This window comes from Gimesia chilikensis, from assembly GCF_007744075.1.
Classification (GTDB): domain Bacteria; phylum Planctomycetota; class Planctomycetia; order Planctomycetales; family Planctomycetaceae; genus Gimesia; species Gimesia chilikensis_A.
In genome coordinates, this window is the sequence record NZ_CP036266.1 from 2620357 (window position 1) to 2636598 (window position 16242).

At 52.1% G+C, this 16242-nt stretch carries 8 protein-coding genes; 7 read left to right on the plus strand and 1 reads right to left on the minus strand.

Annotated features, from left to right (window positions below; all coding sequences use genetic code 11):
• Positions 1 to 50 precede the first annotated feature (50 nt).
• The 3 genes from HG66A1_RS09905 to HG66A1_RS09915 all read left to right on the plus strand — a co-directional run bounded on the left by HG66A1_RS09905 (position 51) and on the right by HG66A1_RS09915 (position 3610).
• A complete protein-coding gene (locus HG66A1_RS09905; protein ID WP_145182842.1) occupies positions 51 to 1403 on the plus strand; it encodes a PQQ-binding-like beta-propeller repeat protein in 1353 nt (450 codons plus the stop codon).
• Between the two features lie 221 nt (positions 1404 to 1624).
• Positions 1625 to 2467, plus strand: a complete 843-nt coding sequence (locus tag HG66A1_RS09910; protein WP_197997072.1) for a peroxiredoxin family protein — start codon at positions 1625 to 1627, stop codon at positions 2465 to 2467.
• An 84-nt stretch (positions 2468 to 2551) separates the two neighbouring features.
• Positions 2552 to 3610, plus strand: a complete 1059-nt coding sequence (locus HG66A1_RS09915) for a DUF1559 domain-containing protein (RefSeq protein WP_197997073.1) — start codon at positions 2552 to 2554, stop codon at positions 3608 to 3610.
• A gap of 227 nt (positions 3611 to 3837) precedes the next feature.
• Here the strand turns inward: HG66A1_RS09915 and HG66A1_RS09920 are convergent, their stop codons facing one another.
• A complete protein-coding gene (locus HG66A1_RS09920) occupies positions 3838 to 5163 on the minus strand; it encodes a DUF4832 domain-containing protein (protein WP_145182848.1) in 1326 nt (441 codons plus the stop codon).
• A gap of 1355 nt (positions 5164 to 6518) precedes the next feature.
• Between HG66A1_RS09920 and HG66A1_RS09925 the strand changes: the two genes are divergently transcribed.
• From HG66A1_RS09925 to HG66A1_RS09940, 4 genes are all read left to right on the plus strand, one after another.
• Positions 6519 to 7220 carry a PspA/IM30 family protein gene (locus HG66A1_RS09925; protein ID WP_197997074.1) on the plus strand — a complete coding sequence of 234 codons (702 nt, stop codon included), beginning with the start codon at positions 6519 to 6521 and terminating at the stop codon, positions 7218 to 7220.
• Positions 7221 to 7312: 92 nt separating this feature from the next.
• On the plus strand, positions 7313 to 8146 hold the full coding sequence (locus tag HG66A1_RS09930) for an RNA polymerase sigma factor (protein ID WP_145182854.1): 834 nt from the start codon (positions 7313 to 7315) through the stop codon (positions 8144 to 8146).
• A complete protein-coding gene (locus HG66A1_RS09935; protein WP_145182857.1) occupies positions 8139 to 12197 on the plus strand; it encodes a protein kinase domain-containing protein in 4059 nt (1352 codons plus the stop codon). The genes HG66A1_RS09930 and HG66A1_RS09935 overlap by 8 nt, the downstream gene beginning before the upstream one ends.
• A gap of 11 nt (positions 12198 to 12208) precedes the next feature.
• Positions 12209 to 16087, plus strand: a complete 3879-nt coding sequence (locus HG66A1_RS09940; protein ID WP_145182860.1) for a WD40 repeat domain-containing protein — start codon at positions 12209 to 12211, stop codon at positions 16085 to 16087.
• Positions 16088 to 16242: the final 155 nt, after the last annotated feature.

Below are 16242 nucleotides of genomic sequence, written 5' to 3' on the forward strand. Positions count from 1 at the left end.
GATCGCTCCCGCAATTCATCCCCTGACTTATTGATACAGGAAATCAAATTATGAGACTTAATATTGTACTTACGTTGTTATTGTGGTTTTCCTCTGCTCTCCCGGCCCAGGATCGCTGGCCAGGATTTCTGGGCGTGGGGGCCAGCAGCATCTCAGCATCATCGATTCCCACGGAATGGGCGCCCGATAAAAATCTGGCATGGCAGGTTGCGATACCCGGTTATGGACAGTCCAGCCCCGTCATCTGGGGAGAGCGGGTTTTTGTAACATCTGTTGAGGGTGAAAATAAGGAGATCCTGCACGTGGTGTGTTATTCACTGCGTACAGGTAAGCTGCTCTGGAAGCATTCTCAATCATCAACTTTTCCCGAGAAAAACAGTGTCTACATCAGTCGGGCTGCACCAACGCCTGTGATTGATGCAGATGGAATTTACGCGTATTTTGAAAGCGGTGATATCGTTTCGCTGACTCATACCGGACAACACAACTGGTCTGTCTCATTGAAGGAACGTTTGGGCGCTCCTCAGAATAAATTTGGTCTGGCAGCCTCCCCGGTCCAGTTAAAAGACCGGTTGATGATTCTGATCGATGATGAAGGCCCCTCCTGTCTGACTGCGATCAGTAAAGCTGACGGTAAGACCTTGTGGAAAACGAATCGCAAAAGTCGGGTCAGCTGGAGTTCTCCCATGCTGGTTCCCTTCGACGATTCGGTTCAGGTGGTCTGTAGTTCCGCGGGGAGTCTGGATGGATACGATCCTCAGAGTGGAAAGTTGTTATGGAGTTTTAACAAAGTGGGGGGGAATGACAAGACAACTCCGCTACCTGTCGGGCAGGGGGCGTTCCTGGTGGGGGCCTCACCTGGACGCTCAGGGGAAAATAACGATTTGGCGAAAAAGTCCAATGGACTCTTTGTCGTAAAGCAGAGTGGTGAGGAGTGGATTCCCCAATATGGCTGGACGAACCCCGGTCCCGTTCCTTCCTGGGCATCGCCGATGATGTATCGTGGCTATGCGTACTGGGTCAATCGTGTGGGAGTGGTATATTGCCTGGACATTAACAATGGACAGGTGGCTTATACGGAACGGCTGAAGCAATCCTGCTGGGCGACTCCTGTAGGGGTGGGAGATGATGTTTACTTTTTTGGTAAAGACGGGATCACCACAGTTCTCAAATCTGGAGCCACGTTTGAAGTTGTCGCAGAAAACAGACTGTGGACAGACGATGCGCCTCCTGTAAATCAGGTACCTTCCGCTGAAGAAGAATCAGAGGACCGCCGCCGTTCCGCGGCCCTGTTTTCCCGACCAACTGTTTATGGCGTCGCGCTAGTGAAGGACTATCTGGTACTCAGGACAGGCAGTCAGCTGTTCTGTATTCAATCGCCGCATTTAGCCTCAATAGAATGATCGTGGGATTATCAATTGGGAAGCCAGCAGTCTCAAGTTCATGATCAGGTCGGCCTGGTAGAAGTGAAGGTTCAAATCAGGACTGAAGTACCACCGTCCAGATCGTAACAACATGCTGGCACCCATATCCAAGTCAATAAAAACACTTTCCTGAAGATCCGAACCAATCAAATGGCGCTTGTGAAATGACAAAAAAGAAAAAAAGTTCCCCCGGGAAAAAAATGAAGAATCCAGCTACCAAGGTGAAACGAAGTCTTGCTACAGAACTCTTTCTGGGATTCCTGGGCTGCGTGGCTTTGTTCTATATCCTGATTATCGTCTATCACTATTCCACACCCAGGCAGCGGGCAGAGGCAACAGAGCCGGACTGGCTGGAGCAGTGCCGGCTGTTCTGTGCTGAATATGGGCTTGTCTCTACAGGAGATATCAAAAAAGATGCAGAGGCTTACCTGGAAGTGACAAACAGGGAAACGCTGTCTGCGTCATTGAACGAGATTCTGTCTGATTCTCAATTTGAGAAAGCGGAAACACAGCAACATCCATTTCTGCATCGACAGGGGGCCGACTTCACTTTACCGGATGTGGAAGGGCAAGCGGTATCACTGGAGTCCTTCAGGCTCAAGAAACCTGTCATTTTAGTTTTCTACTATGGCTATTACTGCAGTCACTGTGTTGCTCAACTGTTTGCTCTGGAAAAAGACCTCGCGTATTTCCATGAGATGGGGGCCGAGGTGATTGCAATCAGTGCTGATTCGAGTGAGTCCACGCAAGAAAAGTTTGCAAAATATGGGAGTTTCAGCTTTCCCGTCTTATCCGATCATGATTATCGAATTTCAGAAGCATGGGGTGTTTACACCCGCCCCTCTCAGGAGCAGGCCGAAGATTTATTGCATGGAACGTTCGTCATCAACCAGGCTGGTGAAGTGGTCTTTGCAAATCGTGGCCATCAGCCATTTGTGGATAACAAATCACTTCTCCACTGGCTGGCAGAACTCAAACGGGAATCAGCAACCAAGGTCGCCGATACCTCTGGTGATGCTGCATTGCAGAGGCGACGAGACTGAAACCGGTTGTTTCTTTTTGTCTTTTGAAGTGATTAATAACTCTCCGATCAAACTCTAGATAAACTGTGGCAAGGAAAACTGGAAATGAAAAAATCCCCTACTTACGGCAACATAACCGTACGAGGATTTACACTTATTGAACTACTGGTGGTGATTGCCATCATTGCGATTCTGATTGCGCTTCTACTGCCCGCTGTGCAACAGGCGCGTGAAGCGGCCCGGCGTGCGCAATGTAAAAACAACCTGAAACAACTGGTGCTGGCAATGCATAATTATGAAAGTGCCTATACCCGTCTGCCCAGCGGTGGTAACGGTGGAGGCAGCACTATGGCCAGCAGTGATGCTTTTTCGGTGTATGCCCGTCTGTTGCCGTTTGTGGAACAGGCAAATGCACAGAACGAACTGGATTTCAACCTGCCCGTGCTCAACGGCAGTCCGCCTGCATTTCACAATCCTGCTTCTAAGATCCTGATTCCCTTTTTCATGTGTCCCAGTGACAGTGCGCCACAAACAGCGGAAGTCATGTTCGGGTCGATGTCGTTTGGAACCGGGTTGGCAGGAACCAATTATTTCGGGAATACCGGAACCGGCATTTCAGGTGGAGGGAAAGAGTATTACGATCCTGCATTTCCCACAGATGGTATCTTTTACTTTGACAGCAGTACACGCTTTGCAGATATCACCGATGGGACAACCAATACGATGATTATGGCAGAAGCACTGCGTGGTCCCGGCAGTGACCTGTCTGCGACTCCCTTATTGGGACTGCAGAAACCATATCGTGTCGCCGCCAATCTGAGTTCAGGGCGATCTCGAAATGGTACTGCCCCGGGGGGAGTCTCTCCTATGTTCAGCGAATCGGACATTCAGTCTGCTACAAGCTGGAGGGGAGATCGGGGGTTTCCCTGGATCTGGGGTCAGGCGAGCGCAACGCTGTTCAACACTTATTTGGGGCCCAACGCACATCTACCCGATGCATTTGCACACAGTCGAGGCTGGTTCGCAGCGCGCAGCCTGCATTCTGGCGGCGTGAATATCGGTCTCGCGGATGGTTCGGTCCGCTTTGTCAGTGAAAATATCAATCTTGACCTCTGGCGCGGCCTGTCCACACGCGGGGGAGGAGAGGTTATTGGCAATTTTTAAAAAGTCATCCGGGCGAGGTTTTATATGAATTACAGCAAAAACGGTCCATCAACAAACAGATACAGACTGACTTTCATCTCGATGGGAATTGTCATCAGTATGTTGATTGTCTGTTATTGAAATCGGGGCAGGCTGGCATTGTTCGGTCCAGATTGTATGTGACTGAATCATGCTCCCTGTCATCGGGATGCTTTTGATGATCGGTAACAAGGAACGGTGTGCCACGATCATTTAGTGATTTTGATCCTGGAGAGCACGGTCCAGCCATCGATCACCGGTAGCTCGTTGGCAAATCTGATCGCAGGACGGTTCTGCCACGGATCACGGATACCAAGCGCCATTCGATATTCACCGGGCTGCACGTCGAACGGGACGTGGGCCGACTCCGAGAACTGACCCGGTTGCCAATCTCTCACGTCCCAATTCGTCTTTTTGCTCGTGATGATCTCACCTGACGAATCAAGCAGAGCCAACTCGACCGACCAGGGATAGTAGAAGGGCGCGACCCCGTTATTTTGCCCTTTGAGCGAAATCTTGATGGCGCTGTTGGCTTCGGCCACTCTCGTATGACTTAATTCAGTCAGTTGGAACTCGTATCCCATCTTTCGTACGAGCGCCTGACTGCGTTCAAGGAATTCTTCACTGTCAGATCGTTCCAATGCCGGGCAGTATGGCCCAACCCACGAAAAATGGGCTCGCTCCAGCATGGTCTGCGTCGTGTTGTATTGACTGCCAAGCCATTGTTTTGCTTTATTCGGGACCATCTCGCCGCCAATGACGGCCTGCTTCCAGTTGTTGACTCTTCCGGACGATCTGACTCCCGACAGGAAACTCCAGTCTTTGCCGTTGTCGGTGTCCTCGGGAAACATGTCGTCGTGAAATCCGATCCACGACTGCTGACCGGCGTAATCGCGGGCGTAGCGAACCATCAATGACTTGTCAGGAAACGCCTTCCGGTAGGCGTCGATGATCCGTCTTTCTGTTGCGGCCGTAGCGTAGAGTTCCTCACGCGGCCACGTATGCCATTCTCCCCAAAATCCGAGCAGACCTAGTTGAATGAATCCGATGCGTGGATGCTTGTTGTACCGTTTACCAAGCGCCTTGATGAATCGCTCCATGGCTGTGATCATTTTGGGATCGTTATAGTCTGGAGAGAGTCCGCCGCCATGTGCCTTGTACGGCGTCTCCTTGACTCCGGCTTCTCGGATCCAGCCTGGCAATCCTGACGGTAACGAGGGGTAGTCGATGTAAACACGAAAGATGATATGCTTGCCTCTGGCTGCCTCTACATTCCATGATTTCTCCCAGGCATCGAAGCGATAGTTCCCCGGGGTTGGTTCAAGTTCACTCCACGGGACGTACAGAAAGACCATCGAGTACGGTTGGCGTATTGTCCCCGCGTCTGTGTAAGGGCACCATCCTTTCAGCGGATTGTCGAGCGGTCCCGGTTGCGGCAGTGGCCTGACAACCATTTCTTCGGCGTTAAGGCAGACGGGGCTCATCAATAAGAGCAATACCGATGAAGTGATTGCCGTGATCAATCTATGTTGCATAAATCCAAGATTTCCTCTGCAGGGGATTCAATATGAAGCTGGAACTGCTCCAGACCCATTTCGAGTGCCAGTTTAACATCGCCGCCACCGCCGAGTCTATCGCCCGATAAATTATATGGCGTTTGCTTGCCGTAGCTGCAGGTGCGAAACGCAGCAGTGCTGTATCAAACGGCCCTGGAGACGACGCCGATTCAAGATTGTGATTTCCCGTTAACCGAGAATGAAGGCCGTCTACTCCCTTTATAACTGGCAATAGTCCCTGTACAGCTCAGAAATATTCATCTTTAGAATCACAGTACTCTCAATAAAATAGTGCAATCCAGTTCGTCTCTTAAACCCGCACCTGTCAAGTATCGATCGGAAACCTGATTTCGTCGCGGTGACTGACAGTGTTCCGCTGTGTTGAGTTTATGATTTTGTGAAACGGCGTGGGGGAGTCAAGTGAATGATGCGTGTTGACCTGCTCCGAATGTGCAGTGAAGAGGGTTGAGTCTGCTGTGAATTGCTCTGAGTTTGCTGCGAAATGATTTGAAAATGTACGAGATATTGAGAGCCGGTTCATTTTGTTCCGGTGAAAAACTGGAAAAATCGAGGCCGATTCAGGTGCTTCTGAGTCACAAGTGGGCCAGGTTCCAGTGCACACTTCATCCGCCTCGCGCGCGAAGCAGAATTACACAAGAATACGATTCGGAAAGTGTCGATCAAGTGCAATTTGTTCTGTTCCAGAGACAGAACTGCACTGGAAATCGGAAAGGGGTTGCCTGCAGTCGCTGATCAAAGAGAAAATTAAAAGGGAGAGTTGTCATGAGAGGAGCATCGGGATTGTGAGGGCAAAGAAAACGGCTGCCCACTTTGGTGAGCAGCCGTCGGAGTGGAGGCGGATCTATCGCTTTGGGGATTTGCTGAATCGGACACAGTCGGACACAGTCGGACAATGAACGGGACATGTTTATGGAGTGAGTATATCTCTCTCAAACCCATTGCTCTCATAATCTGCTCAGCAGCAGGTATGAAAACGCCCGCCTGACTGTCTATCTGGGAGCATATGAGGAGTTGTGTAGGTGAAAGAACAGTGAATGGTCTTTACTCAGTGGATGGGGGCATCCGTCAGGTAAGGAATGACGCCCAACAATTTGTAAAAATCAACGGGGGCAGGCAGTCTGTGATTATCCTGATTGATATCTGTAAGTCGAATCAAATTATGTGCTTATGGTGAAGGGGCTGGCCTGGCAAGGGATTTTAAAAAGTAAAAGTCAAATATTCTCTGACCGAACAGCAAGTTTCATTACATCACATAAATGAAACACGCGTCTGTTTTTTTACTGCAATCTGAACACAGAGATCAGGAATGTCCCATGAGAATATTTGAACGAATCAACGACATTATTGCGGCCAATATTCATGATATGCTCGATCAGTTTGAAGATCCGGAAGTCATGTTGAAACAGGCCATCCGGGAGATGGAACATTCAATTGATACCGTTACCCAGGATACGGCACGTGTGATGGCGGGTGAGAAGCGACTCATCCGGGAGTTGACCAAAAATGAAATGGAAGCTCATAACTGGCAGCAACGTGCAATGCAGGCGGTACAGAACGGAGACGATCAACTGGCTCGCAAAGCACTGGCCCGTAAAAAGGAACATGAAAATCTCAGTCAGGCCCTGAAAGAACAACTGGAGCCGGTTAAAAAAGCTGGGGAAACGTTGAAGGTTCAATTGTCGGCGATGAAAGCCAAACTGGCGGAAGCGAAGCGGGAGTTGTCTGCTTTACTGCTGCGCAAGCGATCTGCAGAAATCCGGAAACAGTCGCGCACTTCATTGAGTTGTCAGCAGACTAAAGCCTTTAATGCAAATGCATTTCGCAAGTTCGATCGGCTGCGAGAAAAAGTCGAAGAAGCAGAAGCGGAAGCCGATGCAATGGATGAGTTAAACGCAATGGCTGATATGACCATGCTGGATCCCCGGGATACATTTGCCAAAGATTCTCTGGCTGAGGGTGTTCATTCACTGGAGATCGAAGAGGAGTTGAATGCACTGAAGCAGAAGAAGGACTGATTCTTCTCAGGATGAAAACTTGACAAATGAATCCAGCAATACTGAGAATGAAGAGTGCTTCGCTCGTACAGGAAGGAAAAGGCCCAGCGTCCGTGAATCGATTCCCCCAAACCCGGCAGACGTTGATACAACGTATCGCGACCGATCGTCAAGCGCCGGAATGGAATACGTTTCTTGACGATTACTGGGGGCCTGTCGTTCGCTTTGCGATTCGCTCCGGGAACCTGAGAACCCAGGATGCCGAGGATATTACTGCTGAGACTTTCAAAACACTCTTCACGGCCGATCTGCTCTCACGCTGGCTGGAAGACCGGCGTTCCCGACTGAGTACCATGCTGTGTGTGGTGGTCAGGAACCTGATTTCCAATCGCGCGCGGCTTCAGTCGGGGCGTGAGAAAATCATGCACGAACTCAAGCCTGTGCTGATTGCTGAGATTACCAGGCGGCAACGGGATCCTGCGGAAGATCGTTTCTATGAAGCCTGGGCGGAGTCACTGTTGCAATCAACGTTACTGCAGTTGCAGCAGGATTCTCTCAAGCGAGGGCGGGTGAATGCATTCCGCGTATTTTACGGTCGAGTTCGGGAAGGATTATCAAATCCGGAAATCGCGGACTGCCTGAACCTGAAAGTAACGGATGTCGAAAACCACTATAAACGGACGCGGGGGCAATTTACCGACCGGTTGCGCAGCGGTATTGAAGAGCATGTTCGCAGGTATGGGTATGAGGATGACTTCGCTCAGGAAGTCGAGAGGGAGTGGCAGACTTTGGGGGAGTATCTGAAAATGCACGGCGATCTGGAGGCTGTATTCCGACAGCTTCCCACAGAGTCGGAAGAACTCCGTTGCCGCGAGCGCGAGTCGAAGGCTGTTCTCTTACAGCAGCTGACTTCATTCATCGATCGAAAGACAGAACAGCATGACTGACCACCGCGAACGGGACCACGATGAGCCTTACGAGGCAGCCGGACGAACGGCTTCCCGTCTGTCGGATTTGAGTGAGATCGTGGATGTTCTGCTGGCGGCAGCTACAATGATCCGCGACTGTCACCAGGCAGGCCGCTTGAGTGGATCGATCGATGCATCCCGGATCGTACAGGTTGAAGGGATGAGTGAATGGCGGGTAACCCCCGCGAAAGAGGGGACGTCCGAGCGAGTGAGGTTCCCCGCTGATGCCACCTGGTATGCTGTCGCAGAGCATGCGGAGTTACAGGTATTACCTCTCAATATCGAAGAGGCACAGCAGCGCGTGGACGAGGCGGGGGTAGAGTTCCCCGTCCGGCTGATTGACAGTTTTGCACTGGGAGAACTCGCCTGTCGAATCGCTGGGGATTGCAGAGTTGCGGATTATCTGCAAAGCCCCCGGGTTCTGCAACGGATTCCGTCTGAACTCCACCCGTTGATCGATCTCGCGCTGGGTTTCGATGACGATCAGCGCTGTGAGGAGATTGATGCTCTGCTGTATCTGCTGAGAAATATTCAAAAGGCTCTGCAAACGGATACGCAACGCCTGGCTGATGCGAGCGGCCCGGACAATGAGCCGATAACCACCGTGGCGGATTCACCTGAATTGCACGCTCGACTGCCATTTGACCAAATTGGTCATTTTCAAATTGTCAGGCGGCTCGGTAGTGGGGGAATGGGTGATGTCTACGAGGGTTACGATCAGTCTCTGAAACGCACCGTGGCCGTCAAGGTGCTGCCGCCGGAGCTGGGACGGCATGATTCGTTCGTGCAGCGATTCTATTCCGAAGCCGCCAGCGTGGCGAAAATCATTCATCCCCATATCGTTCAGATCTTTTTCATAGGCGAGGATCTGGGGCAACATTATTTTGCGATGGAATACGTCGAGGGAGAATCTCTGGCAGAACAGCTGTCGTGCGGATGTCTGTCTGTCGCGGCGGCGTTGAATGTCATCGAACAGATTCTGCAGGGTCTGGAAGCCGCGCATCGGGCTGGACTGGTTCATCGAGACGTCAAGCCGGGAAACATTCTCCGCGAGCGGGAAACGGACCGTTACCTGCTGGTGGATTTTGGTCTCGTCAAATCACTGAATGATGACAGCGGGCCGACGCTTTCCGGAACGGTCCTGGGGACAATGGATTACATTTCTCCCGAGCAGGGCAGTAGTCGGGGCGTGGATGCCCGTAGTGATCTTTATTCGCTGGGAGTCGTGCTTTATGAGTGTCTCAGCGGGAAGCTGCCTTTCACCGCAGACAGTCCCACTGGGATGATCTTTCAGCATGTGTATGAGAGGCCCGTGCCGCTGTCCGAAGTGGCGGGGCCGGTGCCTGCTGCTGTCACGGCGATTGTTTCAAAAATGATGGCTAAGGATCCGGCCCACCGCTATGCGGATGCGAGGGCCGTACTGGAGGACATCAGGGCCTTTCAGCAGGGAGAGCTGTTGCCTTCGCACGCCGATCAGATCGTCCAGAACGATGTCGATTATTTTTTCAGACCTGTGGCCAGAACTTCGCCTGCTGCCGCAGCAACGGCAATTATTTCCGCGCCCGACTTCAGTGATTTTGACGATGAACTGGAAGTACTGAATCGTGGACCAACGCATCTTGGCGAACGGCTTGTGCAACATTTTTTCGACTGGTTTGAGGCGAAGTCTCCGCACTGGGCGGAGCAGTTGCAGAACACCCAGATGCAGATCGACCGGGCGATATTGAAGCTGGAGCGGCATCGAGATCACCTGTCATCTCTGAATCGGGATGCTCAGCTACTGCTCAAGCAGTTGCAACGGGACATAAACACAAAGTCACAGATTACTGCCGACACAGAAAGCGGAGAAGATTTCCTGCTGGAAGAACTGCGTAACGCCTGCGCGGAGCAGGAGGAACAGTCAGAAACGATACAACGGCAGTTGCATCAGGTGAATGCACGACTGGCACAGGTGCGAACGGAACGCGATGTATTACTGGCGCGGTTGAACAGCGCGGATACCCGCAGGGGCGGGAGTCGTCCTCTCCGCAGACGGAGGGTTGCGGTACTGCTGACGCTGGTGGCAGGTTGCCTGTTGCTGATCTATCTCGTGAGAAATGCTGATGTCAACACTCCCGTCTCCGGGAGATCGGAGCCTGCTGGCAAGCTTTCCCTGGCTTCGCAGACCGGCTCCCGGTTTCAGCGCTGGCCAGTCGGTTCCGGTCCTGAGATTGTCATTCCGTTGCAGGCCAGGGTGCGCGCGATGGATATTGCTGTTTCCCGGTACATCGATCAATCCGCTTACACGATAGTCGCTGCACTCGAGAACGATATTGTATTGAAATATTATTATCGGAAGGGACTGCAGAATGTCACACAGAGCAGGTTCGAAGGAACGCCGGCCGGGATCACGGTGGTGACACTTTCCCCGCAGGCAACACTGACCGCTGTTGCTGCCGGCGATCACTCGATACGCGTGTTTGAAACGAACAAAAGTGGAAAGGAAGAATACCGCCGACTGGAAGGACACGTGCAGCCGGTCCTGGATATGGCGTTTTCGGGGGACGAATCGACGCTGGTTTCGCTGGGGGATGATCGAACTGTCCGTTTCTGGGACATCCGCTCCGGTACGGAGATCCGGCGTTTCGAAGTCGGTCGTAACAGTGCGCAGACGCTGGCTGCAAATGGAAATCTGAGTCGACTGCTGATTGGAAATCAGTTATCCATCGGTGACCCACTGGTACTGTGGAACTCGTTGGAGTCGCGACCGGAAAAGGTGTTTCCTACCGAAGCAACACCTGCCACGCTGGCGCTTTCGACAGATGCACGAATCGCGCTCGCCTTTGCGGCGGGGCGCATTGATGTATGGAATGCACTCACTGCGGAAAAACTGCGTACTTTTGCTCCCGGGAGTCAGGCAGCCGCTTTTGCACCCGAAGTTAACCGTGCGGCAACGCTGACCAACCGGAGTCTGAAACTCTGGGAGACCTCGACAGGGAATCTGGTAGAGACACAGGAATTACAGATCACGTCCAGCAGGCGAGCAAAACTGCTGCTGGCAGAAAATGGGACCTTGGGCGTGGTGGCGACTGATAATAAGACGCTGCATTTTTGCCTGCTGCCCGAGGTCCCTCTTCCTGATGATTTAGTGTATCAGTTTCACGCCAGGACACCGATTCATGCGCTGGATCTTGCACCCGATGGAATCTGGCTGGCAGGTGGCGGAGATGGAATGATTTATGTGTGGAACATGAATCATCCGCCGGCGAGTTTTGAACTGGACACACCTAATCAGATCTCAAGTCTGGCATTTTCTCCGAATGGAGAGTACCTCGCATACGGAACGGGACAGGAAGGTGCCAGAACCAGTTATGTGGGGGTACGAAAAATGGATTACACCAATCGGATACAGCGATTCCTCAAAAAAACAACCGACTTGAAGAAACTGGAAGGCTTCGAAGGTCCGGTTTCATCCGTCGCCTGGGATCCGAACGGTAAACTGATTCTCGCAGGCAGTCTGAGCGGGCAGATCAAGAGCTGGGTTCCGGAACTGAACCAGGTCAAATCGTCGCTCCAGCTCAAAGTGCCCGTACTGCAATTAAGTCAGTTCAAGGATCGCGCCGGTTGGCTGATGCTCACGGGGGATCACGGGCTGGAACTCTGGAATTACGATCAGACATCGCCGAAAGATGTTCTGCAGACAGCTTATGAGGGGATCGCCTGTGCTGTCTCTGAGAAAGAACAGTTATTCGCCATTGCCGATCGGAGAGGGGTGATTCATCTGATCTCTGAGGAAGATCAGGGGCAACAGGGAGTTCTGCAAACCGATTCTGACCTGGTGACGGATCTTTGCTTTGTTCCCGCTTCACACCTGTTGGCGGCCGCATACCGGAGTGGTGCGGTTCGGTTATGGGATACCCGTGAGCTCAATGTGGTTAAAGAATATCGTTATGGTGTTTCACCTGCGACGTCGCTGTTAGCGAGTCGTGATACCAGGCATCTGATTGCCGCGATGCAGGATGGAAACGTCAATATCTGGAAGCTTCCCTGAACCTGGGAGTGATGATGATGAAACAAAATACTGGCAGACAGAAAACGCGCAAATGGTGGATCATCGGCAGCGGACTTCTGCTGTTACTGGCCGTGGGAGTCATTCGTGAGTATGGCCTGTTCTCTACAACAGCGGAGTATTTCACTGACGCCTCCTTTGAGAGCAAGCTGGACAGACTGAAATCTCAGCCGATAACGCCCGTAGAAATTGACGAAGATGCGGAGCGCGTGCGGCAGTTGATGGAGGAGCGAACCGATTATCGCGGTCGACTTCTCTTTCCACCCACCACGGTTGCCGAAATGAAATACGACCCGGAACTGGTTGCGGGGATTCCCTGGGAGAAGAACTACGAGCCCGTGCCGCTGAACGAGGTCGAAGTCACCTATACCGAGAACCAGTTTCAGCAGGAGCGGGCGGACTGGTATCAGAACCTGTTTTTAACAGAGTATGAGGAGCACGGGGAAAAGGATCCGCGGTGGGATGAGCCGGCGCGGGAATTTCTGAAAGAGGCTGCCCGTTGGGTCTCGATTGCGCGGTTTCGAAAGCACCGCTCACCGAAGTTTTATCCAGACCAGTCTGATGCGCAACTGGCAGAGCAGGGGACTGCGGTCGTTGAGCTGGGGTGTCGGGATCCTCTGGTTATCAGCCTGGTCATTGAAGCACTTGCCAGTCAGAAGATGTATGGGGTTATGACCGCGCTGACTCAACAGCTGAATAAACTGTATACCCCAGACCGTTACTCGGAAATCGTGAGTTTTCAGATTCTGAAGTCTCTGGTGCTTGTGGGGAAGGGGACCGATAAACGGGAGGCTATGTCGCGCCACTTTCTCAAAGCCATCAAGGAGAAGCAGCTATCTGGTCTCGAAAGACGGATTTATCTGGAAGAGATGGGAATCATCACGGCTCCTGCGCATCAACCGATTCTGGGGCCATTCATGCTCGCACTGGAAAGCCAGGAGAACGCTGACCCCTGGCTCAAAAGCATGATTCTGGGATCTTTTTACAATCAACTGGGCACGAACGGGAGTACGCTCAGGGAGTACTGGCCCCCCTATACCAAATTCATTCAGACCGACTGGGCAAAAGTGAAATCCGTGTTCATGGGGCATCTGCGTAAATCGTACCGGTTATATCTGCAGGCGTATCAGTTGGCTCCCGAACTTCCAGAGGCGCCGTTGAAACTGTATCCCATGTCGTATCGGCAGAATCCACAGATGTTGTACGCGGACATTCTGCTTGATGATGAGGGCGAATTTGATCGGCTCTCACCGGCGAGTCCGAGATACTGGTTTGATCGTGCCGTGGCAGCCCAGTTCGATTATCGACCCATGTATCGGCTGTACCGCGGTTCTCTGATTCCTTCCCCCGCAATCTACGAGAACTGGAAGCGTTATCAGCCAGTGCTCCAGTTTGGAATGGAATGTCTCAATTCCGAACGCTTTGATACGCAGGTGCCTTTCGGTTTTCAGGATGCGTTGCAGGCCATGATTGCCGGTCATGAATTTATGCGGGGGCCTGGTGGAGCCCGCAGTCGTGAAGTCTATGGCTCTGATGATGTACTGCCCCAGATGCAGAGAATGGTCAAAGGATATGCATCCCACTTGAGTGTGGAGCAGAAGGACCACTACGAAACATTGCTGGCTGGAATGAACTGGATTCAGGGGCACGAGGAGATCGCCCAAAAGCAGTTTGCAGCTTTGGGAGAACGTATGAAGCTGGAGGCGCTGCAGGAAGTCTCCCTGAATGTAATGGAACTGAAACGCAGTCAATACCCCAAACAGGACAACGATCTGCTGACTGTGGATATGGAAAAGCTCCGCGGGATTGGTTATCTCAGCGATCGATCACAGTTGATGATTTCGCAGGACGGCGGTCGGGTTCAGACATGGGATCTGAAAACTCGTCAGATGTTGAAGGAATATACTCTGTTTCCCGATGTAGCCCCGGAGACAACACTCGCGAAGAGTATTTCAGATAATGTGAAATTCATCAGTTGCTATCAGCAGCCTGAAATCAAAATCTTTGAAACCGTATCATTTACCGAAGTTGCCAGTCTGAAGCTGCCCGCTGACAAGCCCGTGAAAGCACATCGTGTTTCGAATACCGGCAAGTACATCGCAGTGGCACTGGCAGATCAGGTGGAACTCTGGGAAGTCGCTACGCAGAGCAGGATTGCTGAAATCAACATTCGAGCTAAAGAAACGATGGTTGATAAATACGACTGGCGGGATTTTCTACAGCTTGTCAGGGAAGTTCATTTTACCGCGGATGATAGTAAGCTGGCCTTTGTGCGAGGTGGCATCTATAAGAAATTCAATCCGGGGTTCTGGTCGCCCGGAGCACTGCCGCATGTGGTGGATGTTCTGTATGTCTGGGATTTGCAACAGAAAAAGCTGATTTATACGGGGCAGCCATTCCTGCCTAACATCAATTCGATCGGATTTACCGAAAACGGATTGGAACTGCTGGTCTCCGGAACGAAATGGAGTCTGGCTAACCGGAGTCCGGATTCCTATCCGGAAACGGTCGAAACCCACACGATCGGGTTGCTGAATCTCAAGGAAGGAAAGATCGTCCGAGAATACGCCGGTCGTAATAAGCCTCTCTGGGTTCCGAAAGCGTTCGGCAAGGATCGTGCGCAGCTGATTGCGATGGCAGGCAATGAACTGCTGGTCTGGGACTGGAAAAGTGGCCGGGAGCTGACCAGTCTCCAGCAGCATTCTCATGATGTGCGGTATCTTTTGACCTCAAAGGAACAGGATCGGATGGTGACAGTCGACAAGGAGGGAGTCGTCAAGCTCTTTGACGGTCAACTGGTTCCCCAGGTACGACAGGTGTTGACCGGCCCGGACCTGTATCCCCATCAGCAACCTCACACGATTCAGTTGCATGCGAAAACCGGACGGATGGGGGTCTGCAACGGACGCACCGGGGCGCTGATCTGGGATTTTTCCGATCCGAAAACGGTTACAGGAAGGCTGTATCGTTCGCCGGGGCCGATCGGGACCAGGGCCCTTGGTTTCAGTTCCGACCTGAAGTATCTGGCGACCACCGCGACCACCATGCCCGGGGAGCTCATGCAGGAGCTGGCTGAACCGACGCCCGTATCCATCTGGGACACGGCATCAGGCGAAGTCGTCCGGATTCTGGAAGGAGAGACCGATTTCGTCGAGTCGGGCGTTTTTGATCCGTCGGGGCGATATTTTGTGAGTGGCTTGAAGAATGGAAACTTCCTGATCTGGGATCTGGAAACAGAATCCAGTCAGCCGGTTCAGGTTCTCAAAGAGCATGTTGCCAGTGTTACCAAACTGAAATTCTCTCCAGACGGCAAGACCCTGCTTTCCGGTGGGTGCGGTGGGGAGTCGTTTGGCAAGAAAGTGAAGCCCGCAGTTAAGGTCTGGACGCAAGCGGAACCTGCAGGCGAGTTTCAAGTGCAGCAGACAATGGAGCTGGATCGTCACGTGCCTCCCACTTTTGGGATTCAGGACCTCGATTTATCTTCGGATGGAAAGTGGATCCTGGCTTCCTGTAATCATCGTGCTTCGCTGTTTTCAAGGGAGGGGGAGTTGCGTTGTACGGTAGAAGGGGGGGCATTACAGTTTTTACCGGAGGGGAACCAGTTCCTGACTGGAGAGGGAGGGGCTAAGAAAGCGATTCACCTGTGGGATCTTGACGGCGCAAAGGTGCGGACCTATGCATACCATCCGCAGACCTTTATTACGGCGCTGGCACTCTCTCCGAAAGAGGATGTGATATTGTCGTCCTCATATGGTGATGGCATCAAAGGATGGTTTGTCGAGTCGGGGGAGCAGGTTTTGTTTCTGTCCGATATTTTATCCAGCAGTAATCCCCAGAACGAAAAATCTGCATCGGAGCCACAAAAAGAGTAAAGGATCTTTCTGCGAAACCACACCTCGCATGGCGGGGTCTCACCGCCAATAATCACACCACAATGGCGTGCCACCTCTGGTTTAATTGAGCTGGCACGCCTTTTTCTGCAAAAAACAGCATTTCTGTCTGTTACGAGATTCCCTACAAATTTGCG

Bases quoted from the DNA above. Each gene is read 5' to 3' on its own strand.
- HG66A1_RS09905 (WP_145182842.1), top strand. From the start codon at position 51: ATGAGACTTAATATTGTACTTACGTTGTTATTGTGGTTTTCCTCTGCT.
- HG66A1_RS09910 (WP_197997072.1), top strand. From the start codon at position 1,625: ATGAAGAATCCAGCTACCAAGGTGAAACGAAGTCTTGCTACAGAACTC.
- HG66A1_RS09915 (WP_197997073.1), top strand. From the start codon at position 2,552: ATGAAAAAATCCCCTACTTACGGCAACATAACCGTACGAGGATTTACA.
- HG66A1_RS09920 (WP_145182848.1), bottom strand. From the start codon at position 5,163: ATGCAACATAGATTGATCACGGCAATCACTTCATCGGTATTGCTCTTA.
- HG66A1_RS09925 (WP_197997074.1), top strand. From the start codon at position 6,519: ATGAGAATATTTGAACGAATCAACGACATTATTGCGGCCAATATTCAT.
- HG66A1_RS09935 (WP_145182857.1), top strand. From the start codon at position 8,139: ATGACTGACCACCGCGAACGGGACCACGATGAGCCTTACGAGGCAGCC.
- HG66A1_RS09940 (WP_145182860.1), top strand. From the start codon at position 12,209: ATGATGATGAAACAAAATACTGGCAGACAGAAAACGCGCAAATGGTGG.